General features: G+C 63.2%; 19 protein-coding genes. 5 read left to right on the forward strand and 14 right to left on the reverse strand.

What is annotated here, in order from left to right; all coding sequences use genetic code 11:
* Window positions 1-11 precede the first annotated feature (11 nt).
* Both AC2FMN_RS07045 and AC2FMN_RS07050 read left to right on the forward strand, forming a co-directional pair.
* Window positions 12-641: a TRAP transporter small permease gene (locus AC2FMN_RS07045; RefSeq protein WP_496687123.1), complete on the forward strand. Its 630-nt coding sequence runs from the start codon at window positions 12-14 to the stop codon at window positions 639-641.
* 3 nt (window positions 642-644) lie between these two features.
* Entirely contained in the window at window positions 645-2,048 is a 1,404-nt protein-coding gene (locus tag AC2FMN_RS07050) for a TRAP transporter large permease (protein WP_496679719.1), read from the forward strand.
* Between the two features lie 255 nt (window positions 2,049-2,303).
* Here the strand turns inward: AC2FMN_RS07050 and ocd are convergent, their stop codons facing one another.
* The 3 genes from ocd to rocF are packed head-to-tail and all read right to left on the reverse strand — an operon-like array spanning window position 2,304 to window position 5,195.
* A complete protein-coding gene (ocd, locus tag AC2FMN_RS07055; protein ID WP_496687124.1) occupies window positions 2,304-3,344 on the reverse strand; it encodes an ornithine cyclodeaminase in 1,041 nt (346 codons plus the stop codon).
* A 10-nt stretch (window positions 3,345-3,354) separates the two neighbouring features.
* The gene (gene ctlX, locus AC2FMN_RS07060; RefSeq protein WP_496687125.1) at window positions 3,355-4,275 is read right to left on the reverse strand and encodes a citrulline utilization hydrolase CtlX; all 921 of its coding nucleotides are present in this window, start codon (window positions 4,273-4,275) and stop codon (window positions 3,355-3,357) included.
* Window positions 4,275-5,195, reverse strand: a complete 921-nt coding sequence (gene rocF / locus AC2FMN_RS07065) for an arginase (protein WP_496679725.1) — start codon at window positions 5,193-5,195, stop codon at window positions 4,275-4,277. The genes ctlX and rocF overlap by 1 nt, the downstream gene beginning before the upstream one ends.
* Window positions 5,196-5,281: 86 nt before the next feature.
* Between rocF and AC2FMN_RS07070 the strand changes: the two genes are divergently transcribed.
* Together AC2FMN_RS07070 and mprF are read left to right on the forward strand one after the other, a co-directional pair.
* A complete protein-coding gene (locus AC2FMN_RS07070; protein ID WP_005983707.1) occupies window positions 5,282-5,710 on the forward strand; it encodes an Lrp/AsnC family transcriptional regulator in 429 nt (142 codons plus the stop codon).
* Between the two features lie 94 nt (window positions 5,711-5,804).
* Entirely contained in the window at window positions 5,805-8,414 is a 2,610-nt protein-coding gene (gene mprF, locus AC2FMN_RS07075) for a bifunctional lysylphosphatidylglycerol flippase/synthetase MprF (protein ID WP_496687126.1), read from the forward strand.
* Between the two features lie 141 nt (window positions 8,415-8,555).
* On the opposite strand, the gene AC2FMN_RS07080 is transcribed toward mprF, so the two are convergent.
* The 4 genes from AC2FMN_RS07080 to AC2FMN_RS07095 all read right to left on the reverse strand — a co-directional run bounded on the left by AC2FMN_RS07080 (window position 8,556) and on the right by AC2FMN_RS07095 (window position 10,538).
* Complete coding sequence (locus tag AC2FMN_RS07080) at window positions 8,556-8,903, reverse strand: DUF3302 domain-containing protein (protein WP_496687176.1); 348 nt, start codon at window positions 8,901-8,903, stop codon at window positions 8,556-8,558.
* 39 nt (window positions 8,904-8,942) lie between these two features.
* On the reverse strand, window positions 8,943-9,512 hold the full coding sequence (locus AC2FMN_RS07085; protein WP_496687127.1) for a disulfide bond formation protein B: 570 nt from the start codon (window positions 9,510-9,512) through the stop codon (window positions 8,943-8,945).
* A gap of 9 nt (window positions 9,513-9,521) precedes the next feature.
* Window positions 9,522-9,677 carry a DUF5993 family protein gene (locus AC2FMN_RS07090; RefSeq protein ID WP_490362420.1) on the reverse strand — a complete coding sequence of 52 codons (156 nt, stop codon included), beginning with the start codon at window positions 9,675-9,677 and terminating at the stop codon, window positions 9,522-9,524.
* A gap of 99 nt (window positions 9,678-9,776) precedes the next feature.
* On the reverse strand, window positions 9,777-10,538 hold the full coding sequence (locus AC2FMN_RS07095) for a DeoR/GlpR family DNA-binding transcription regulator (protein WP_496687128.1): 762 nt from the start codon (window positions 10,536-10,538) through the stop codon (window positions 9,777-9,779).
* 228 nt (window positions 10,539-10,766) lie between these two features.
* Between AC2FMN_RS07095 and glpD the strand changes: the two genes are divergently transcribed.
* Window positions 10,767-12,362, forward strand: a complete 1,596-nt coding sequence (glpD, locus tag AC2FMN_RS07100; RefSeq protein WP_496687129.1) for a glycerol-3-phosphate dehydrogenase — start codon at window positions 10,767-10,769, stop codon at window positions 12,360-12,362.
* A 69-nt stretch (window positions 12,363-12,431) separates the two neighbouring features.
* On the opposite strand, the gene AC2FMN_RS07105 is transcribed toward glpD, so the two are convergent.
* The 7 genes from AC2FMN_RS07105 to AC2FMN_RS07135 form a co-directional block, all read right to left on the reverse strand.
* Window positions 12,432-15,566: an efflux RND transporter permease subunit gene (locus tag AC2FMN_RS07105; protein WP_496687130.1), complete on the reverse strand. Its 3,135-nt coding sequence runs from the start codon at window positions 15,564-15,566 to the stop codon at window positions 12,432-12,434.
* 3 nt (window positions 15,567-15,569) lie between these two features.
* Window positions 15,570-16,655, reverse strand: coding sequence for an efflux RND transporter periplasmic adaptor subunit (locus AC2FMN_RS07110; RefSeq protein ID WP_496687132.1), 1,086 nt, complete (start codon window positions 16,653-16,655; stop codon window positions 15,570-15,572).
* Window positions 16,656-16,935: 280 nt separating this feature from the next.
* Window positions 16,936-18,654, reverse strand: a complete 1,719-nt coding sequence (gene metG, locus AC2FMN_RS07115) for a methionine--tRNA ligase (protein WP_496687134.1) — start codon at window positions 18,652-18,654, stop codon at window positions 16,936-16,938.
* Between the two features lie 69 nt (window positions 18,655-18,723).
* Window positions 18,724-19,947, reverse strand: coding sequence for an MFS transporter (locus AC2FMN_RS07120; protein WP_496687136.1), 1,224 nt, complete (start codon window positions 19,945-19,947; stop codon window positions 18,724-18,726).
* Window positions 19,948-20,021: 74 nt separating this feature from the next.
* Window positions 20,022-20,618 (reverse strand): YceI family protein, encoded by a 597-nt coding sequence (locus AC2FMN_RS07125; protein WP_496687138.1) that lies wholly within the window; start codon window positions 20,616-20,618, stop codon window positions 20,022-20,024.
* Window positions 20,615-21,829 (reverse strand): MFS transporter, encoded by a 1,215-nt coding sequence (locus AC2FMN_RS07130; protein WP_496687140.1) that lies wholly within the window; start codon window positions 21,827-21,829, stop codon window positions 20,615-20,617. The genes AC2FMN_RS07125 and AC2FMN_RS07130 overlap by 4 nt, the downstream gene beginning before the upstream one ends.
* A 66-nt stretch (window positions 21,830-21,895) precedes the next feature.
* Window positions 21,896-22,516: an ImuA family protein gene (locus AC2FMN_RS07135; protein ID WP_496687141.1), complete on the reverse strand. Its 621-nt coding sequence runs from the start codon at window positions 22,514-22,516 to the stop codon at window positions 21,896-21,898.
* Window positions 22,517-22,529: the final 13 nt, after the last annotated feature.

Consider the following 22,529-nt stretch of genomic DNA (forward strand, 5'->3'; position numbering starts at 1 on the left):
GGGACGACCGGATGGCAGGACAGGCCACCGTGCTGGAAGACGGCAGTTTGCTTAGTCGTCTTGACCGGCATTTGCTGAAACTCGAACGTTTTCTGGCCTTGCTCAGTGGGCTTGCCGTGTTCGGATTGATGGTACTGGCCGTGATTTCCGTCAGCGGCCGAAACGCGGTCAATGCCCCTTTGCCGGGCTATGTCGACTGGATCGAGCAGGCCATGCCGCTGATTGCCTTCCTTGGGATCTCGTATGTGCAGCGAGAGGGCGGGCATATCCGAATGGACATCGTCATTGCGCGCCTGCACGGTCGTGCACTGTGGCTGTTCGAACTCGTCTCGGTTGTTCTGATCCTTGTCCTTATGGTGGCGCTGGTCTGGGGCAGTTGGGCGCATTTCGACCGGTCCTTCGATTTCGGCGCCCCGATGTGGAGTCGCGACAGTTCAATCGACATCGGTATCCCGATCTGGCCCGCCAAGCTGTTGGCGCCCGTTGCGTTTTCCGTCCTCTGCCTGCGGCTGTGTCTGCAGATCTGGGGCTATGGGCGCGCCTTCGTGCTGGGCCTTGATGCGCCTGCGGCGGTTCCGATGATTCAAGATGTGGCCGCGCAAGCCGCCGCCGAAGCCGAGCAGTTTGAGAAGCGGGACTGACACATGGACACGATTGATATCGGCCTTTGGGTTACGGGCGGTCTGCTGGTACTGGTGGTCGCTGGTATGCGTGTGGCCTTCGCCGCCGGTTTGGCGGGGCTTGTCGGTCTGGTGTGGGTCTTCTGGGCCAAGTTCGGCTATGATCCGGATCGGTTCGGAAAGGCGCTGACCGTCGCGGTCAAGACGGCCGGACAGGTGCCGCATTCCAAAGTGGCGTCGCACACGCTCAGCTTGATCCCCACCTTCATCCTGATCGGGTATCTGGCCTACTACGCCGGGTTGACGCGCGCCCTGTTCGAGGCCGCCAAGCGCTGGATCGCCTGGGTACCCGGTGGCCTGGCGGTGTCCACGGTCTTTGCAACCGCAGGTTTCGCAGCGGTTTCGGGGGCTTCGGTGGCCACCTCGGCCGTGTTCGCACGCATCGCCATCCCCGAGATGCTGGAGGTCGGCTACAACAAACGCTTCGCGGCCGGCGTGGTGGCCGCCGGTGGCACGCTGGCCTCGCTGATCCCGCCTTCGGCGATCCTGGTGATCTATGCGATCATCGTCGAGCAGGACGTTGGCAAACTGCTCTTGGCCGGGTTCATTCCCGGCGCTTTTTCCGCCCTGGTTTACGGGTTGCTGATCGTCGGCATTGCGATGGTTTTCAAGTCGGTCGGACCTCCGGTAACTGGCTTCACTTGGAAACAACGCTTTGCGGCGTTGCCGGGGGCCTTGCCGATCGTTGCGGTGGTCTTGATCATCATCTGCTTCGTCTACAACCCGTTTGGAGAAAATGCGTGGGGAACACCGACCGAGGGCGGAGCCATCGGTGCATTCATCGTGTTCTGCTTCGCTGTTTTCAACGGTATGCGCTGGCAGCAACTGAAATCAGCGCTGCTGGAAACCGCCAAGCTGACGGCGATGATATTCACGATCATCTGGGGCGTTCTGATCTATGTCCGGTTCCTAGGCTTCGCCGATCTGCCCGGCGCGTTCTCCGATTGGATCACGTCCTTGCACATGTCGCCCATGCTGATCCTGATCTGTATCTTGCTAGCTTACGCCGTGCTGGGCATGTTTATGGATGCGATCGGTATGCTCCTGCTGACACTGCCGGTTGTCTACCCGGCCGTCATGGCGCTGAACGGCGGTGAAGCGGTAAGCGCGGCCGACAGCACATTCGGCATGTCCGGACCCATGTGCGCGATCTGGTTCGGCATCTTGGTGGTCAAGATGGCCGAGTTCTGCCTGATCACCCCGCCAATCGGATTGAACTGTTTCGTGGTGGCAGGTGTGCGACCGGATCTGAGCGTGCAGGACGTGTTCAAGGGCGTGGCGCCGTTTTTTGTGGCTGATGCGGTCACGATTGCGCTGCTGGTCGCGTTTCCGGCAATCGTTCTCTACTTGCCCTCTCTCGCGGGCTAGGGGGGCGGCTGACCCAGCCACAACTGCATGTGCGAGGCCCTGCCTCGCGCTCCGGGATATTTTGAGCCAGATGAATTTTGCGGTGTGTCAATCCACACACTGCCGCCTGCTAGCACGGAAGGAAAGGCATGGAACTTTGGCATTCCATCCGAACGCAAGACCTTTCATCTGGCCAGAAATATCCCGGGGGGATCGCCGAAGGCGATGGGGGCAGAGCCCCCAACCAGCCCGCCGGCAAGACAGTGCCAAGGGGCTTCACTTGGCCCGCATCAGCATGCCGTAGAGATCGCGCGGATCGTCTGGGTCGGCCAGCATGTCCAAGGGCTCGAAAAACTCGGTTCCCTCGATCGCGCGTTTGACGTAGCGCAGAGCGGAGAAGTCCTCAATCGCGAAACCGACGCTGTCAAACAGGGTGATCTGACGGTCGTCACGGCGACCTTCGGCCTGACCGGTGATGACCTGCCACATCTCGGTGACCGGGTGGTCAGGGTCCAGCGCTTGAATTTCACCTTCGATCCGGGTCTGCTCGGGGTATTCCACGAATATGTCGGACCGCAGAAGGATATCGCGATGCAATTCAGTCTTGCCGGGGCAGTCGCCGCCGATCGCGTTGATGTGCACGCCCGGGCCGACCATGTTGTCGGTCAGGATGGTGGCGTATTTCTTATCGGCGGTGCAGGTGGTGATGATCTGCGCACCCTCGATCGCCTCTTCGGCCGAGCGGCACGAAACCACGTTCAAGCCGGTCCCTTGCAGGTTGGCCGCGCATTTCGCGGTGGCGGCGGGATCGATGTCATAAAGGCGAACGGTATCAATTCCACACATGGCCTTGAAGGCTAGGCACTGGAACTCGGACTGTGCGCCATTGCCGATCATCGCCATGGTGGTGGCGTTCTTGGGGGCCAGGTATTTGCCAACCAGCGCCGAGGTTGCCGCGGTGCGCAGCGCCGTCAGCATGGTCATCTCGGTCAACAGGGTCGGATACCCGGTGTACACGTCCGCAAGCAGGCCGAACGCGGTGACGGTCTGCAGGCCTTCGGATGTGTTCTTGGGGTGGCCGTTCACATATTTGAACCCATAGGCCTCGCCATCCGAAGTTGGCATCAGTTCGATCACGCCATGCGGGGAATGGGCCGGGATGCGCGGGGTCTTGTCAAAGCTCTCCCAGCGTTTGAAGTCATCCTCGATCTGGGCGGCGATCTCGGTGATCATTCTTTCGACACCGATGTGGTGGATCAGCCGCATCATGTTGTCGACGGATACGAAGGGAACAAGCGCCTTGTCGGAAGGTTGCATGGGGTCTCTCCTAGCGGCGTGACAGGTGGATGCCTGCGATCATGCAGCGCACCGACCCGCCGGCGGTTTCGATGGTGGGAACGGATAGCGGCAGCAGCGTCGCGCTGTCCTGGATGATGTCAATCTGATCGGGACGCAGCGCGGCCAAAGCCCGGCTCGACAACGCCAGAATCAGCCCGTCACGGCCCGTCAGTTCAATGGCGTTTCCGGCGAATTCAGCGATCTGGTCGTGGGTCAGGTCGATCACCCTGCGGCCGGATTCCTCCAGCCGCGCCCGAACGGTCGCGCGCCGCTCGGGGTCGGTGATCATGTCCAGACAGATCAGGGCGTAGTGTGTGCCGATCCCCATCAGAACATTGGTGTGATAGACATCGCGGCCTTGCGCGTCGCTGGCCTCGAAGGCGATGGGTTCATAGTTGAAGTGGGTGCAAAACCGTTCCAGCAGCACCGGGTCGGCACGGTTGGATTTGACGGTATAGGCAATGCGCCCGACGTGATCGAGCACCATCGCACCGGTGCCCTCCAGTGCGAGGTTGTCCTGCTCGAGCCCGGAATAGTCGATCACGTCCTGAACGCGATAGTCGCGTTTCAGCATCTCGATCACATCCATCCGCCGTTCGCGCCGGCGCGAGGGGACGAACATCGGATAGATCGCCACGTGCCCGCCCGGATGGGTCGAGAACCAGTTGTTCGGAAACACGCTGTCGGGCGTGTCGTTGTCACCGAAATCGTCGAACACATGTACGGTCACGCCGGCGTGGCGCAACTGCTCGACCGCGCGGTCATGCTCGTCGCGGGCGGCGGCCGAGGTCGCCTCGGTCGAGTGGTTGGCCAGCGTCTGGAACGCGTTGTCATCTCGCGTTTCGGGATTCGAGGCAAAGGCGTGTGGCCGGATCATGACCACGGCCGAAGGGGCCTGAAGGGAGTGCATCAGAAGCTCCGGGTAATGCGGTCGAAGATGCGGCGTCCAAGCAGCGAGGCGGCCAGGTCGACCATCAGTTTCGCGGTCCGGCCGCGTTCATCCAGGAAAGGATTCAGTTCGACCAGGTCCAGCGAGCAGACCAGCCCGCTTTCGTGCAGCAATTCCATGACCAGATGCGCCTCGCGTTCGGTGGCGCCGCCGGGAACGGTGGTGCCGACGGCCGGGGCGATTGCGGGATCAAGGAAGTCCACGTCCAGCGAGACATGCAGAATACCGTTCGCGGCGCGGACGCGGTCCAGAAAGGCCATCAGCGGGGCCTTGATGCCGTGTTCGTCGATGCTGCGCATATCGGCCAGCATGGCGCGGTCTTTCTCCAGCGCGGCGCGTTCGGCGGGATCGACCGAGCGCAGGCCGATCATGCCGACGCGGTCGGTCGGCACGGGGGCCGCCAGCGCAGGGAAGGCGTCGAACCCGGGCTGGCCGGTGAAATAGGCGACCGGCGTGCCATGCAGGTTGCCGCTGCCGGTGCTGTTGGGCGTGTGGAAATCGCTGTGCGCGTCCAGCCAAAGAACGAACAGCGGGCGCCCGATCTGCTGCGCATGGGCGGCCATGCCCGAGACGGTGCCCATCGACAGGGCGTGGTCCCCGCCCATGAAGATCGGCACGCCTGTCACTGCTGCGTCCCTGGCTGCGCGGGCCAATGCGCGGGTCCAGCCGACGCATTCGGGCAGGGCAAACAGGTGGTCATGTTCGGGCAGATCAACCGGGTCGGGCTGAACATTGCCCATGTCGGTGACGCTGTGTCCAAGATCCACAAGGGCCTTGGCCAGCCCGGCAACGCGATAGGCGTCGGGGCCCATGCGGCAGCCCTGTCGCCGCTTGCCGGCATCCATCGGCGCACCGACCAGAATGAGGTGTTTTCTATCCATGTGCCCATTTATCGGCGCAGCATGGGTTGCGGGAAGAGAGCAAATTGCTCAAAAAGGAACAGGTATTTTCAATCTGGTAAGAAAAGATGGACGATCTGGACAGTCGGCTGCTGAGCGCCCTTCACCGAGACGCGCGGGCGTCTTTGTCCGAGTTGGCCGAGCTGCTGGGCGTCACCCGGACGACCGTGCGCAGCCGGCTGCAGCGGCTCAAGCAATCGGGCGAGATCGTGGGTTTCACCGTCCTGACCCGTCGGGACGTGGCGCAGAGCCCGGTGCGCGGGCTGATGATGCTGGAAATCGAAGGGCGCGGGACCGAGCGGATCATGGCCCGGATCGCGGCGATGCGGCAGGTGCGGGCGGTGCATTCCACCAATGGCAGCTGGGATCTGATCGCTGAGATCGGCACCGAGACGCTGGCCGAACTGGACGAGGTTTTGTTCCAGATCCGCCGCATCGAAGGCGTCACCCGGTCCGAGACCAACCTTCTGCTGTCCACCCGCAAGGGGCGGTATTAATCGGGCGCTTTGAGCCGGGCCAAACCTGTGCCAAGCTTCGCGGGCGGCTGCCACCGCTGAGGGGGTGGCGACCGGAACGGTGGGGAGGCGCAGGATGAGTACGACCGAAACAGGCAAGCCGCCCAATCCCGAACCGTGGGTTGCACGAGTGACCGCCATACTGGAAAAACCCGTGGTGCGGGTGGCGGTACCCGTACTGGTGACCCTGATCGCGCTGACCGTTCTGCATGATCTGGCCGGACATGTCCGCTGGTCGGATGTCAAGGCGGACATGGCGCAGACGCCATGGCGGGTGGTTGCACTGGCCGTGTTCTGGACGGCGTTCAGCTTCGTGTCCTTGTCGCTGTATGACGTCTTTGCGGTTCAGAGCGTTGCTAAGGGCAAGGTTCCGCTGCGCGTTGCCGGCCTGGCTGGGGCCTGTGGCTATGCCGTGTCGAACTGCCTCGGCTTTTCCTATATCACCGGCACGGCGATCCGCTATCGGATCTATGCTTCGCTGGGCCTCGACCTGGGGCGGGTTGCAGGGGTGATCGCGACCTCGTGGGTGGCGTTCTGGATGGGGCTGGTCCTGATCCTGGGGGGGCTGCTGACCTTTCACCCGGACGGGATTGCACAGGTGCTGCCCATCAGCGCGCCGGTCGAAACCGCGATTGGCCTGGGGTTGCTGGCGGGCTTTGCCGCGCTGTTCCTGTGGCTGTCACGCGGCGCCCGGCGCCTGTCGGTCGCGGGGCTGGGTTTCAACCTACCGGGCGGCAGACTGGCGGGGCTTCTGACCCTCGCGGCGGTCGGAGACCTGCTGGGCGCCTCGATGGTTCTGTACGTCCTGATGCCGGATGATCTGGGGGTCGGCTATCCTCTGTTCTTCACGATCTTCATCTGCGCCATCGCCGTCGGGATTCTCAGCCATGCCCCCGGTGGGCTTGGCGTGTTCGAGGCGACGTTGATCGCCGGGCTGGGGGCCTCGGGCCGGTCAGACGTGATCGCCGCCTTGCTGCTGTACCGGGTGATCTACACCTTTTTGCCCTTTGCGATTGCCAGCTTGTCGATTGCCACAGCAACCGCCGTTGCGCATCGCCGCCGGCTGGGGGGCGCGGCGACCTGGTTCTATCGCGCCATCCGTCCCATCGTTCCGATGGCGGCTGCGGGCATCGCCGCCATGGCCGGCGCAGTGCTTCTGATTTCGGGCAGCTTGCCGGCCAGCTCGACGAAGCTGGGGATACTGCGCGATTTTCTACCCCTGTCCTTTGTCGAGGCATCGCATCTGGCCGGTAGCGCCATTGGCGTTCTGCTGCTGCTTGTGGCACGGGGACTGTACCGCAAACTGTACCGAGCATGGATCGTGGCCATGATCCTGATGCTGGGCGGTTTCTTCGCGTCTCTGGCCAAGGGTCTGGATATGCACGAGGCCATCGGAATGCTGGTGGCCATCGGTTTGCTGGCCCTGTTTCGCGGGGCGTTCTACCGGGTCAGCGGCGCATCCAGCTTTCGACTGAGCATTCCCTGGCTGGTCAGTCTGATCGCGTTGCTGGCGGTGATCTTCTGGATCGGGTTGTTTGCCTATTCCCACGTTGAATACGAAAACGCGTTGTGGTGGGAGTTTGCCTGGGACGGCGATGCCTCGCGGTTCCTGCGCTCCAGCATGGTGGCGGCGGTGATCGTCGGGGTGGTGGCCGTGAACTCGCTATTCGGACGCACCATCCCCGCGCGTCAGAGAACCGAGATCCCCCCGACCGTCGAACGTTTGGCGCTGGCCAGCGAAGACACCGAGGCGCAGATCAGCCTGACCGGCGACAAGCAGTTTCTGATTGCGCCGGATGAAAGCGCCTTTCTGGCCTATGCCGACACCGGCAACGCGCTGATCAGCAAGGGCGAGCCGGTCGGCGATGAGGCCGCCGGCCAGCAGCTAATCTGGCAGTTGCGCGAGATGGCCGATGCCGAAGGCAAGCTCTGCGCTTTTTACAGCGTGTCCACCAAGTATCTGCCTACTTTTCTGGACCTCGGGCTGTCGATCCTCAAGATCGGTGAGGTCGCTCGGGTTCCGCTGAAGGGCTTCACGCTGGACGGCAAATCCCGCAAACGGTTTCGTCAGGCCCGGAACAGGGCCGAGCGTGAAGGATATGTCTTCGAGATCATTCGCAAAGAACAGCTTGCACCGGTCCTGCCCGAGCTGCGCCAGATCTCGGATCACTGGCTGGAAGGCAAGGCGGGCGCGGAAAAGGGCTTTGCCCTGGGCGGGTTCGACGAACAGTACCTGTCCTATTTCGATCATGCGGTTTTGAAGAACGGCGAGACAGGCAAGATCGTGGCTTTTGCCAACCTGTTTCAGGGCGGCAACAAGTCGGAATTGTCGCTGGATCTGATGCGGTACGAGCCCGACTGCCCCAGCTTTGTGATGGATGCTCTGTTCGCCGAGATGATGAACTGGGGCGCCGGCCAAGGGTTTCATTGGTTCTCATTGGGGGCCGCGCCGTTTTCCGGGATCGAGAACCGGCAACTCGCCTCGCTCTGGAACCGGATCGGCGGCTTCGTCTACGAGCACGGTGAGCAGTTCTACCACTTCGAGGGCCTGCGCGCCTTCAAGCAAAAATTCGACCCCGAATGGAGCCCCAACTATCTGGCCAGCCCGGGCGGTCTGGCCGCGCCGCGCATCCTGTACGAGGTGAATATCCTGATCTCGGGCGGCCTGACGGGCCTGACGAAATAGCGCCTAGTTCGGACTTGCCCGTGTCGGGTCCTGCTGCGTTGAACTTGAGCCATTGTGCCTTGAAGAAAATAACCAGACAAAAATGAATTAGAAAAGCGTGATGCCGAGGGCGACGAACATGGTGTTTTGGGTCCTTTGGCTTCAGCCTTCCTTCGGCGCCACGGGCGCTTGGTACTCGTCCTTGACTTGTCCGCCAAGGCGTTCGATCTCCTTGCGGATCGCGTCTCGCTCGCCATCGGGCAGGCGGCGGATGTCGACCGTCATCCCGTCGTGGTAGGCCCAGATGAAGGCATGGACCCAGGGGATCACGGCCAGGAAACCCATCCATCCCATCAGATTGACGGCTTCGGCATGGGGGTGGTTCCGCTTGATCGCGATCCGGCCGGGCAGGCCCATGATGAACAGAAACAGAGCCATCACGGCCGCCAGCAGTAGGATCAGCGCGACGAATGTCAGATAGTCGTAGAAGCCCAGCGGCTGTCCCGGCAGTCCATCTTCGCGCCTTCTTCTGGGCCGGTGGCCCCGTCGTCAGTTTCCCGGGTCCAAGTCGTCAATCAGTTTGTAGCTGGTCGGCGGGTCGGCGCAGATGCCCGGACCGCATTCCAGCAGCGTCGAACCAGCGTTTAGCACCGCAAGACCCAGCATGATAAAGAACGCGACCTTCGCCAGCTTGTTGCCGCCAAAGCGTGGCAGGGAGCGGCGGTCTTCGACATATTGCCGGTCGAACATCAGCATGATCGCAGTGCCCAGCAGGATCAGGAAAAAGCAGATCGCGGCCCAGGTGTAGTAGTGCAGGCCCAGAACCGGAGACCCATAGTGCCCGGTACCCGGCACGATATGCAGCAGGATCTGCCGGACCGAGACGCTGCCGCCATAGAGTGCCGCGATCAGCATTATCGCATAGTGCTGCGGTCGCGGCCCATACAGCAGGTTCAGCCCCAGCCCGACGCCCACCGCCACGAAACCCACCCGTTGCAGCAGGCACAGCGGACAGGGCAGTTCGTAAAGCGCCAACTGATAGACATAGGCCAGCACCAGCACCAGGCTGACGGCCAGCATGCCGATGGCATTCAACGTACGGGACAGGTCCGGTGTCATCGGCGCCTCCTACAGCTGAATGGTCAGTTGGCTGGTGGCGTGGTATTTCAGCCAATAGACGCTCAACGCCAGCGTGAAGAAGAACACGGCGGTGCCGATCCGGGGTCTTCCAAAGTAATTCAAAGCCATCACGGCCGCCAAAAGCGCAAACAATAGTGCGATCATGGCCCGGTCCTCCCTTCCCGTGCGATGATGCAGTTCACGCGATAGTGGCAGGCGGTCGGCCATCTGGCAAGCTTTGCCGGCGATGGCCTTGCGCGGCCGTCAGCGGCAGATCACCAGACGGGTCTGCCATTCCTTGCAGCGGTCTGGCAGCGGCGCCGGAGGGGTGGCGTCGGTGTAGAAGGCGTCGATTTCGGCCAGCGAGGCGATGCGGGCAGGCGCCGAGCGTTGGAACTTTGACCCATCCGCCACCAGCCACACCCGCCGGGCCTGGGCGATGATCGTCTGGCTAACGCTGACCTCTTGAAAATCGAAATCCAGCAGGTCGCCTTCGGCATCCAAGGCAGAACAGCCGATGATCGCGTGATCGAACTTGAACTGGCGGATCGTGTTCACGGTCAGAGTCCCGATCAGACCGCCATCGGCGCGGCGCAGAATGCCGCCGGCCACGACGATCTGGCAGTCGGGGTTCTCGACCAGGATGTTGGCGACGTTCATGTTGTTGGTGACCACCATCAGGTTCCTGTGGCCCAGCAACTGGCGCGCGACGGCCTCGGTCGACGTTCCGATATTTAGAAACACCGAGGCGCCATCGGGGATGTCGGCCGCGCAGCGCCGGGCAATGCGGGCCTTGGCCTCTTCGTTCAGGTCGCGCCGGTCCTCATAGCCGATATTGGTCACGCCCGACCTCAGCACCGCACCGCCATGCACGCGGTCCAGCTTGCCGGCCTCGGCCAGTTCGGTCAGATCGCGGCGGATGGTCTGGACCGTGACGCCGAAGCGCTCGGCCAGGTGATCAACCGAAACGCGCCCGTTCCGTTTGGCCAGTTCAAGGATGTCGGTTTGGCGAAAGGACAGCGACATGGGGGCTCCGATCCGAGGCTGTGTTCGTTTTTGGTCGTTTTTGTGTGATTTCGCAAGCCTGTATCGGTGCGCGCCCCATTCGATAGTGCCAAAACTCTGGGGAAAATCCTGTATTCCAAGTTCCTCGACGGGGGGGTGCAAGGAAGAAAAGCGAACACAAACCTTGACCAAACGAACCACGATGACGTTAATGCGCGCATCTCCCGGGCAATATGGAATCACGCTCAGATGGCACAGGACGACACCCCGATCACCGATCTTTTCATCATTGGCGGCGGCATCAACGGATGCGGTATTGCCCGCGACGCGGCAGGCCGCGGCCTGTCGGTGGCGCTGGCCGAAATGAACGACCTGGCCTCGGCCACGTCTTCGGCCTCGACCAAGCTGTTCCACGGGGGGTTGCGATATCTGGAATATTTCGAGTTCCGCCTGGTGCGCGAGGCGTTGATCGAGCGTGAAACCCTGCTGCGCGCCATGCCGCATATCAGTTGGCCGATGCGGTTCGTGCTGCCCTATCACCCCGACATGCGGTTCGACTCGGAAACTCCGACGTCGCGCCTTTTGGGGACCGTCATGCCATGGATGAAGGGGCGCCGACCTGCTTGGCTGATCCGTCTGGGTCTGTTCATGTATGACCATTTGGGCGGGCGCAAGATCCTGCCTGGCACGACCTCTTTGAACCTGCGCACCGCGCCCGAGGGGGCGCCGCTGCAGGACCGGTTCGAAACCGCCTATGAATACTCGGACTGCTGGGTCGAGGATTCCCGTCTGGTGGTTCTGAATGCCCGCGACGCCGAGGCGCGCGGGGCGCGGATCATGGTGCGCACCAAGGTCTTGTCGGCCGAGCGGGCCGAGGGCGTCTGGCGGATCACCGTGCAGGATTGCGACAGCGGCGAGACCCGCGAGATGCGCGCCCGGATGCTGATCAACGCGGGCGGGCCTTGGGTGGGCGACATCATCCGCACCAAGATCCGCTCGAATTCGCGCGAAGGGGTCCGGCTGGTGCGGGGCAGCCATATCGTGGTGCCGCGCTTGTATGACCATGACAAATGCTATTTCTTCCAGGGCGAGGACGGCCGCATCATCTTCGCCATCCCCTACGAGCAGGATTTCACCCTGATCGGGACCACCGACCAGGACCACCCCGATCCGTCCGAACCGCCCGTCTGCACCGAGGCCGAGCAGGACTATCTGTGCGCCTTCGCGTCAAAATACTTCAAACAGCCCGTAACGCGGGAGCAGATCGTCTGGACCTATTCCGGTGTGCGGCCCCTGTATGACGACGGTGCGCAAAGCGCCACGGCGGCGACGCGGGACTATACGCTGAAGGTGGATGCCGAGGGTGGTGCGCCGGTTCTGAACATTTTCGGGGGAAAGATCACCACCTATCGCCGGCTGGCCGAAAGCGCGATGGACAAGGTTGCCGAGCATTTCCCGGACCTGCCCGGCCCCTGGACCGCGGGCGTTGCCCTGCCGGGCGGTGGTTTCCCTGTTGAAGGGGTGCAAGGACTGATCGACGGATTGATGGCCGATTACGCCTTTCTGACCCAAGGCTGGGCGCGTCGGTTGGTGCGCGCCTATGGTACTGAGGCCCGGCTGATCCTGGGCGATGCAATATCCGCCGCGGATCTGGGCGAAGATTTTGGGGCGACGCTGACCGAACGCGAAGTGGTCTGGCTGATGGACAAGGAATACGCCCGCACCGCGCAGGACGTGATCTGGCGGCGCAACAAGCTGGGCCTGCGACTAAGCGCCGATCAGGTCGCGCGGCTGGACGCGTGGATGCAGGTGCGCCGTCAGGCGGAACCCGCGCTGGCGGGCTGATGAAATTGTGGTCGCCGAAAAATCGCCCCGCATCAGCGGGGCGGTTTTTGTTCCTAGTCCGCCGGGAACTCAGGCCGTTTCCTCGGATGGCCCCGAACCCTTGCTGCCCTTGATCCATTCCCGCAGCCCCTGCATGACAGCATAGAGAACCGGAACCACGATCACGCCGACCAGCGTTGCCGCCAACATGCCGCCGAACACGGCCACGCCGATGGCCTTCTGGCTGGCCGCACCGGCCCCGCTGGCCGCCAGCAGCGGCACGACGCCCAGTAGGAAGGACAGCGCCGTCATCATCACGGCCCGGAACCGCTGATGCGCGGCCTCGGCGGCGGCCTCTTTGATGGACAAGCCCTTGGCGCGCTGCTCCATCGCGAATTCCACGATCAGAATGCCGTTTTTCGATGCAAGCCCCACCAGCATGATCATCCCGATCTGCGTATAGAGGTTGATGTCGCTGCCCACGATCGCCACTGCCGCGACCGCGCCGAACAGGGCGACGATCACCGACAGCAGGATCGAAACCGGCATGGTCCAGCTTTCGTATTGCCCCACCAGGAACAGGTAGCCGAACAGGATCGCCAGCCCCAGGATCACCACGACCAGCCCGCCTGAAGCCAGCTGCTGCTGGGCCGTACCGGTCCATTCGAACGCATAACCGGGGGGTAGGGCGGTGGCTGATTCCTCGGTCATCACGGCGATGGCGTCACCGGTCGACAGCCCTTCGGCCGGCACCGCCGTCACCGTGGCCGAGCGGAACAGGTTGTGCCGCTTCAGCAATACTGGCCCCAGCACGTTTTCCACGTCGATCAGCGTGCCCAACGGAACCATCTTGCCCTCGTTCGAACGCACATACAGGTTGGAGATGTCCTCGACATTGTCGCGATACGACCCCTCGGCCTGGATCATCACGCGATAGACGCGGCCGAACAGGTTGAAGTCGTTGACATAATACGACCCCAACTGCGCCTGCATGGTCTGGAAGATCTCGGCGACCGAGACCTGCAGCGTCTTGGCCTTCTCGCGGTCCAAATCCACGAACAACTGAGGCACGTTGGCCCGGAAGGTCGTGTAGGCTTGGCCGATTTCCGGCCTCTGGTTGGCGGCATAGACAAAGGACCCGACCGCCGACGCGAGATCCTGAGGCGAGCCGCCTCCGGTTTGCTGCACCTCCATTTCCACGCCGGCCGACATGCCCAAACCCTGGATCGGTGGCGGGTTAAAGGCCACGATCGAGGCGGCGGATTCACCATTGGCGATGGCCAGCACCTTCTGCAGGATGGCGTCGGCGCTCAGGTCTTCATCCTGGCGGTCGTCCCAGTTGTCGAGGTTCGCGAAAATCGCTGCGCCATTGGTGATGGTGCCGTTGAGCATCGAAAAACCGTTGATCAGCACGGTATTGGCCACGCCGGGGATTTGGCGGATCTGGTCGTCGACGCGCTTGGTCACGGCCTCGGTCCGTTCCAGGGTGGCCGCGTCGGGCAGTTGGATGTCGACGAACAGGTAACCGTTGTCTTCGAGCGGGAGGAAGCCGCTGGAGGTGTTCGACATGATCGTGACCCCGCCAAAGCCGAACCCGGCCACGATTGCCAAGGACACTGCCGGGACGATCAGCAGCTTGCGCACGATGGCCACATAGCCCGCGCGCATCGAGCCGATAAACCCCTCGAACGCGGCCAGCAGCCCCTTGGGCGGGCCGGACCGCGCCTGCAAGACCATTCCGCACAAGGCCGGAGACAGTGTAAGCGCGTTGATCGACGAGATCACGACCGCGGTGGAAATGGTGACCGCGAACTGGGAATACAGCCGCCCCGAGATCCCGGGCATGAAGGTCACGGGCACGAACACCGCCAACAGGACAAGCGTGGTCGCGATGACAGGGCCGGTGATCTGGCCCATCGCCTTGCGCGTCGCTTCGGCGGGCGGCAGGCCTTCTTCGGCGATGATGCGTTCCACGTTCTCGACCACCACGATGGCGTCATCGACCACGATGCCGATGGCCAGCACCAGCGCGAACAGAGAGATCGTGTTCAGCGACATGCCGAACAGCAGCAGGAACGCGAAGGTTCCAATCAGCGAAACCGGAATGGCCACTGCCGGAATGATCGTGGCCCGCCAACTGCCCAAAAACACGAACACGACCGAGATCACCAGGATGAAGGTCAGGATCAGGGTCGAAACCACATCGTTCAAGGATTGTTCGACGAAATCGGTGGTATTGAACGGAATCGCGTATTCCACATCCGTCGGGAAGGCGCGCGACAGGCGCTCCAGTTCCGCCTCGACCCGCTCGGAGACGGCCAGCGCGTTGGCGCCGGGTGCCTGATAGATGCCGATCACGGTGGCGGGCACGGCCTGGAAATACCCCGATGCCGCATAGTACTGGGCGCCCAGTTCGACCCGAGCGATGTCACGGACCCGCACGATGGACCCGGCGTCGCCGGTGCGGATAACGATATCGCCGAATTCATTGGCCGATGTCAGGCGTCCTTTGGTCTTGATCGTGTATTGAAAGGTCTGGCCCTCGGGCACTGGCGGGGCACCGATCGAGCCAGCCGACACCTCGATATTCTGTTCGCGAATGGCCGAAATCACGTCACCTGGCGTGATCGACAGGGCAGCCATCTTGTCAGGGTCCATCCAGATCCGCATAGCGTATTCCAGATTGGTCAGAACATCGGCTTTGCCCACGCCCTGCACCCGCGCCAACGCATCCTTGAGGTTGATCGACGCGTAGTTCGACAGAAACACGCTGTCATAGGTGCCACTGGGCGAGGTCAGCGTCACCAGCAGCAGCATGTTGGTCGACGCTTTCTGGGTCACGACCCCGGACGCGGTGACCTCGGCGGGCAGCGACGACATGGCCTGCGCCACCCGGTTCTGAACGTTGACCGAGGCGATATCCGGGTCGGTGCCGACCTCGAAGGTGATGTTCAGCGAATAGGATCCGTTGTCCGACGAGGTGGAGGTCATGTAGATCATGTCGTCCACGCCGTTGACCTGCGCCTCGATCGGGGCGGCCACTGTGTTTTCCACGGTTTCGGCATTTGCGCCCGTATAATTGGTCGAAACGCTGACCACCGGGGGCGTGATATCGGGAAACTGCGCCACCGGCAAAACCATGTAACCGATCATGCCCATGATCGTCAGGACCAGTGAAATGACGAAGGCCAGCTTGGGCCGGCTGATGAACAGGGCGGAAAACATCGGTTATTCTCCCGGCTGTTCTGCAGCGACGACCGCGTCCACGGCCACCCCGGGCCGCACGCGCTGCAGCCCCTCGACGATGACGCTTTCGCCTTCGCGCAGGCCTTCCTTCACGATCACCGCAGAACCCACGTTATCGCCCGTGGTGATGTACCGTTGTTCGACCATCTGCTTGTCGTTTACGACCAGAACGAACTCGCCGCGCTGGTCGCGCTGCAAGGCGGCCTGCGGAATCAGAACCTCGAGCGTGGGTTCCAGCGCCTCGATCTGGACGTTGACGAAAGCGCCGTCGACGATGAGGCGGTCGGTATTTTCAAACTCGGCCCGCAAGGTGATGGCGCCGGTCAAAGGGTCTATCCGGTTGTCGACGAACACGATCTTGCCGGTCTCGGGCAGCTCGGTTCCGTTTGGCAGGGTCAGCTTGACCACCGGGCTCTTGTCGCTTTCGGCCAGGGTCGATGCGGTTTCGTTGACCGCTTGAAGAACCGAGGTGAACTGTTTCTCGTTCAAAGAGAAAGTCACATAGATCGGAGCCTCGCTGACCAGGTTTACCAGAGGTTCGGTGTTCGGACCGACGACATCGCCGACGCTGACATTGATCCGGCTTAGCCGGCCGTCGAACGGTGCGTGGATCTTTGTATAGCTCAGGTCCAGTTCGGCCTGCCGGATCGCGGCCTGTGCAGCTTTGACTTCGGCCTCGGCGACCAATTCGTTGGCGCGTGAAATGTCCACTTCCGATTCCGGCGTGGCTTCGCGCCGGAACAGCTCTTCCTTGCGGGCCAGATCCACCTTGGCCAGTTCCAGATTGGCCTCGGCACGGTCCAGGTCAGCCTTTCGCGCCTCGAGCGTGGCCTGATAGAGGTCGGGTTCGATGGTGAACAGCAGGTCGCCATCCTTGACTTCGGCGCCGTCTTCGACCTCGCGGCTTTCCAGGAAACCGCTGACGCGAGCGATGATGTCGACCTTGTTGATCGCCTCGGCGCGGCCGATGAAGGTCGCTTCCTCGGTGATTTCCTGCGTATAGGCCGCCGCGATCGAGACCTTGGGGGGCGGCGCGCTGGAGTCTTCCTGCGCCGATGCCGGCTGCATCAGGCCAATCGCAATGATGGCGGCAACCAACCGTCCCGCACGACCAACGGCGCGGGGCAGAGGAGAGCGGCTCGGCGGGGAAACAGGGTTCATGACAATTGCCTCATTCAATGCGGGCGCGGGGCCCGGATCTGCTGTCCGGTTCAGAGGGCCCAGACGAAATTCATCGTCAGGATGGAGGCAAAGGGATTATTTCTCAAGCCTTTGATTGTGCAGGCTTGGCGCGTGCGAAAAAAACGGGGGCCAGATGGCCCCCTGTTGCACCCCGTCGCTGCGCGGGTCAGGCGCGCGTTCCGGCAAAACGTGTTTGCCAGTCTTCGCGCTGTTCGTCGGTAATCTTGGCGAAGAGAACGTCCGGCACCGTGAACGCGTGTCCGGCGGGCAGGGCGCCCAGCGCGGCAGCCACGTCCTCGGGCCAGCTGGTGTCGAGCGTGTTCATCGCGCTCAGCATCTTGGCCGAGGTCTCGGGAATGAACGGCGCGCTCAGAACCGCATAGAGCCGGATCAGGTTCAGGCCAAGGCGAACCTGCGCGGCGGCTTGCTCGGGGTCTTCCTTGAAGGTGGACCAGGGCGCAGCGGCCTGCAGGTATTCGTTGCCGGCGACCCAAATCGCGCGCAACTCCTGCGCCGATTTGCGGACCTCCATCGCCTCCATATGCGCTTCGTAGGCGCGGATGCGCTTGGTCAATTCCTCGATCAAGGCCTGTTCGCGTTCGCCGTATGCACCGCCGGCCGGAACTTCTTCGCCGAATTTTGAGCGGCAGAACTTGGTGATGCGGCTGACGAAATTGCCCAGGACGTCGGCCAGGTCCTTGTTCACCGATTGCTGGAAGTTCTCCCAGGTGAATTCGCTGTCGCTGCTTTCGGGCGCGTGGCTTAGCAGCCACCAGCGCCAGTAGTCGGCCGGCAGGATGTCCAGCGCCTGGTCCATGAAGACGCCGCGGCCCTGGCTGGTCGAGAATTGTCCGCCATCATAATTCAGATAGTTAAACGATTTCAGGTGATCGACCAACTTCCACGGTTCGCCCGAGCCCAGGATGGTGGCTGGGAAGGACAGGGTGTGGAACGGCACGTTGTCCTTGCCCATGAACTGCACATAACGCACGTCGTCGGCGCCTTTGTCAGTGCGCCACCAGCGTTCCCATTCCGCATCCGGCTTACCGTGGGCATCGGCCCATTCCTTGGCGCAGGCGATGTATTCAATCGGCGCGTCGAACCAGACGTAAAAGACCTTGCCCTCCATGCCGGGCCAGTCCTCGTCGCCCTTCTTGACCGGAATGCCCCAGTCCAGATCGCGGGTGATGCCGCGGTCCTGCAGGCCGTCGCCGTCATGCAGCCATTTCTTGGCGATCGAGGTGGTCAGCACCGGCCAGTCGGTCTTGCTATCGATCCAGGCGTCCAACTGATCCTTCATCGCGGACTGGCGCAGGTACAGGTGCTTGGTCTCGCGCACCTCAAGGTCGGTCGAGCCGGAAATCGCGCTTCGTGGGTCGATCAGATCTGTCGGGTCCAGCTGCTTGGTGCAGTTCTCGCACTGGTCGCCGCGGGCCTTTTCGTAACCGCAGTTGGGGCACGTGCCCTCGATATAGCGGTCGGGCAGGAACCGGCCGTCGGCGTTGGAGTAGACCTGCTTTTCGGTCACCTCGCGGATCAGCCCGGCCTCGGCCAGCTTGCCGGCGAAATGCTGGGTCAGCTTGTGGTTCTGCGGGCTGGACGATCGGCCAAAGTGATCGAAGCTGAGGCCAAAGCGCTTGGCGATGTCGGCCTGCACCTCGTGCATCTCGGCGCAGTATTCGGCCACCGGTTTGCCGGCCTTGGCGGCGGCCAGTTCGGCCGGGGTGCCGTGTTCGTCGGTGGCGCACAGGAACATGACCTCGTTGCCGCGGCCGCGCTGATAGCGCGCAAACAGATCCGCCGGCAGCTGCGAGCCGATCAGGTTTCCAAGGTGCTTGATCCCGTTGATGTAGGGAATTGCCGAGGTAATGAGAATCCGAGCCATGTTTGGTTTCCGCCTAACTGTCTGCGGGCGCTCTATCAAACCGGATCGGGAAATCCCAGCCCCAGATTGCTATCGACCTTCGCGCGACCTCTTGAGCAGCTTGCCGATGGTGAAGGATGTGCGCGGGGCATAGACGTAATGAGTCCGGTCCTCGGGTGTCGGGCGCGCTCGCATCCGGCTCAGGCCGAACAGGATCAGGCAAAGATGCCCTGCCGCGATCAGGCCGAACAGGGCGGGTGGGCCAAATGCGCGGATCAGTGCCGAAGACAGATAGGGGGCCGCAATTGCGCCCATCGCGTACCAGAACATCATGGCTGCCGCCAACTCGACCCGTTGTTCGGACGTAGCGAAGTCGTTTGCGTGGGCGGCTGACACCGAAAAGACGGGAAAGGTCGTGAACCCGAACAGCCCGGCGGCCAGCATCACGCCCATCGTTCCGCTTCCACCGGCGGCGGCGGTGACTCCACAAGCCAGAATGGCCGAGACCGAAATCCACAAAAGAACCCAGCGGCGGTCGTATTTGTCGGCCAACCATCCGACCGGATATTGCGCCAACACGCCGCCCAAGACGAATGAGGCCAGGAAAAAGGCGATCTGGTCCACCGCCAGCCCCACGCCCTGGCCGTAGACCGGCCCGACCATTCGGAAAGATGCCGCGCTGATGGCCGACACGACGACACCCACCACCGCCAACGGCGAACAGGCCCAAGCCAGCCCGGGACGGAGGCGCGGGGCCTTGGGCGTTGCCGGCTGCGTGGCTCGCGAGAGGGTCAATGGCAGCAGGGCCGCGCAGCACAGGATGGCCAGCACGTTGTAGGAGACATAAGAGGCCGGCGGCAGCACCGCGATGATCAGCTGCGCGGCCAAAGAGGCGCTGGCGTCGGCGATCCGGTAGGTACCCATGGCGCGGCCGCGGGTTTCATTGGTCACCTTGTCGTTCAGCCACGCCTCGATAACGGTATAGCAGCCAGCCACGCACAGGCCCGAGGCCACCCGCATCGCGGCCCAAGCATAGGGGTTTTCGGTCAGTGTATGACCGATCAGCCCCATCGCGCCCAGTGCGGTGCAGGCCGCGAAGGCGCGCGAATGGCCGACGCTGCCCATCAGGCGCGGCGCCCACCAGCAACCGACGAAAAACCCAAGGAAATGCGCCGACCCGAGCAGGCCGATCTGTTCGGTTGAGAACTCCAGCGTCAGGCCGGAAATGGCATCCAACGGGCCGACACCGCCGGTGGAAAGCTGCAATAGAATGACCGACAGGAAAAGGGCGGCAAAGGTAATGATCGTGCGCATGGTGTCCCTGTTTGAGCGTATCTTTCCGCGATGTGCGCGCCTATTCGACGCGCCGATGTCGTTTTCCGCCCGCCTCAGGTTTTTCGTTCGATTTCCGCGCGAATATCCAACCTGACTGTCGGTCCGACCAGATCGGCATAGCCCGAAGCCCCGAAGACGTGGCGGTTCAGCGCCCCCGTCAGGTGGATGGACAGGCGGTCAAGCTCGTCCCGCGCCGAGCCGGGCGGTCGGAACAGCGCGGCCTGAAGGGCGATTTGGCGGGTGAGGCCGCGCAGGGTCAGGTCTCCGGTGACAGTGGCGCCGTCGGAGATACGTCCGCCCCGGCCCAGGTGGATGCGGGTCGAGCGGAACTCGATCGCGGGAAACCTTGCGGCGTCCAGTACCTGTGGGCCCAGCATCGGTTCGCGCGCGAAGGGCAGGCGGGTTTGGGCCCGCGCCACGTCCAGAACGACCGTGGCGCGGCTGTTCTGCAGGCGGCGCGTGTCCACCCATGCATCCGCCGATCGGATCGGCATGGTTCCGGTCTGGGGCGTGCCCGACAGATCGAAGGTGAAGGCGATCAGGGTTTTCGTGCGGGCGAGCACGTAGGGAACGGGTGCGGCGAGGGTCGGAGGCGCGGCCACCAGGGCTACAAGTGCGGCCATCAGGTCTCGGCGGCGCAGCCATGTCATGCGATGGCCCCTTGTTGGCGCGGGCGGGACCTGTGCAGCAACGTCAGGATGATGGCGATGTTCAGCCCATTCCAAAGGATCCCGTTCACGAAGGCCAGTGTGTACTGCCCGGTGACGTCATAGATCCAGCCCGACATCCATCCGCCCAGCGCCATGCCCAGGATGGTCATCATCATCACGAATCCGACCCGTGCCCCGGCTTCTTGCGGGGGCATGTATTCCCGGACGACCAGCGCATAGCTGGGCACGATGCCGCCCTGCGCCAGCCCGAACAGCAGGCTGATGACATAGAGCGACACCATCCCGTCATACGGCAGGAACAGGAACAGGGCGATGCATTGCAGGATCGACCCGATCAGCAACGTGTGAACACCGCCCAACCTGTCGGCCACCAGCCCCGAAATGATCCGGCTGACCACGCCGCCCATCAGCATGAGCGACAGCATCTCGGCCCCGACTGCCGGGCCATAGCCCAGCCCCACGCAATAGGAGACGATATGGACCTGCGGCATCGACATGGCGATGCAGCAGCCGATCCCGGCGAGGCCCAGCACATATTGCAGTGTTCGCGGCGACAGGCCGACGCTGCGCGCGTTGATCTGCGCGGCGGCTGCGGCGGTGCCATGCGCCTCGGCCGGGACCTGCCGGCGCAGCAGCAGCGACATCGGGATGACCACGATCAGGGTGATGACCGCCAGTGTCAGATAGACCTGCTGCCACCCGTCGCGGGCGAGGATACCAGACAGGAGCGTGGGCCAGATCGCGCCGGACAGATAGTTTCCGCTGGCCACCAGCGCCACGGCGATCCCGCGGCGGCGTAGGAACCAGTGCGAAATATCGGCGATCAGCGGGCCGAACCCGACGGCGGTGCCCAGACCCAGCAGCAGATGCGCCGCCGACAGCAGCGTGATCGTCGGCGCCCATGTCGCCAGCAGATAGCTGAGCGCGCTGAGGCCTGCGGCACCGATCAGCGCTTTGGTCACGCCCATTCGGTCCACCACCTGACCCAGCCACATGTTGCCAAGCGCAAATCCGATCATGGTCAGCGTGTAGGGCATCGAGGCCTCGGCCCGGCTGGCGCCGAACTGGGTCTCGATTGCGGGCATCACCACGATCACCGCCCACATGCCCACATTGGCCACCGCCGCGATGGCCAGCGTGACCAGAAGGCGAAGCCAGGAATAGCGGCTGTCGTGGATCGGGTGGGTCATTCCGGCACGCTAGGACGCGGGTTGCGGTTTGACCAGTCACAACTTGCCTGTTCCGGGTCCGGTCGGTCAGGCGCAGGGTTCCTCGGCGCCGATCCGTTGCAGGTGCAGCCCGGCGCGCGGCGCGGTCTGGGTGGCGTGCCAACTGACCGGGGGCAGGGCGCGGGCGCGGCGGCGGGTCAGGGTCCAGCGGCGGGTCTGGCCCGTGTGCGCCGGGGCCATGTGCCAGCGTGTCTCGATCCCCTGCGCGCCGCCCTCGCCCGGGGTCAGCAGCAGGCCCAGCGGGGCCTGACCCATCGTGCCCCCCTGTTCGGCGGCCAGATGCATCCGTCGCACCGGCGTCAGACCCGGTGCCCCCGGCAGATCGCCGATCACCAACGGCACCGCCCCGCTGCGCAGCGCCTCCTCGATGCACCACAGCAGGTCCTCGGCCCGGGTGGGGCGGACGAATAGGAACCGGGCGGGATCGGCAAAGGTCATCATGCCGTCGGGGTTCAGCTGATCGGCCTCCCACGCGGGCGAGATCCACAGAACCGGCCCCTGCGCCTGACCGGCCAGCCACATGGCAAAGCTGCGCCGCGCGGGGCCGCAGGCCTCGTGCACGCGGGCCAGTTGCAGCGAAATCTCATCATGCAGGGTCAGCCCCGGCGCCGCGCGCGCCGGTTTGCGGCCAAGAAGATGCGTGGACATGGCCGAATGCTAG

The sequence above is a fragment of the Ruegeria sp. BHSC037 genome (assembly GCF_059613045.1).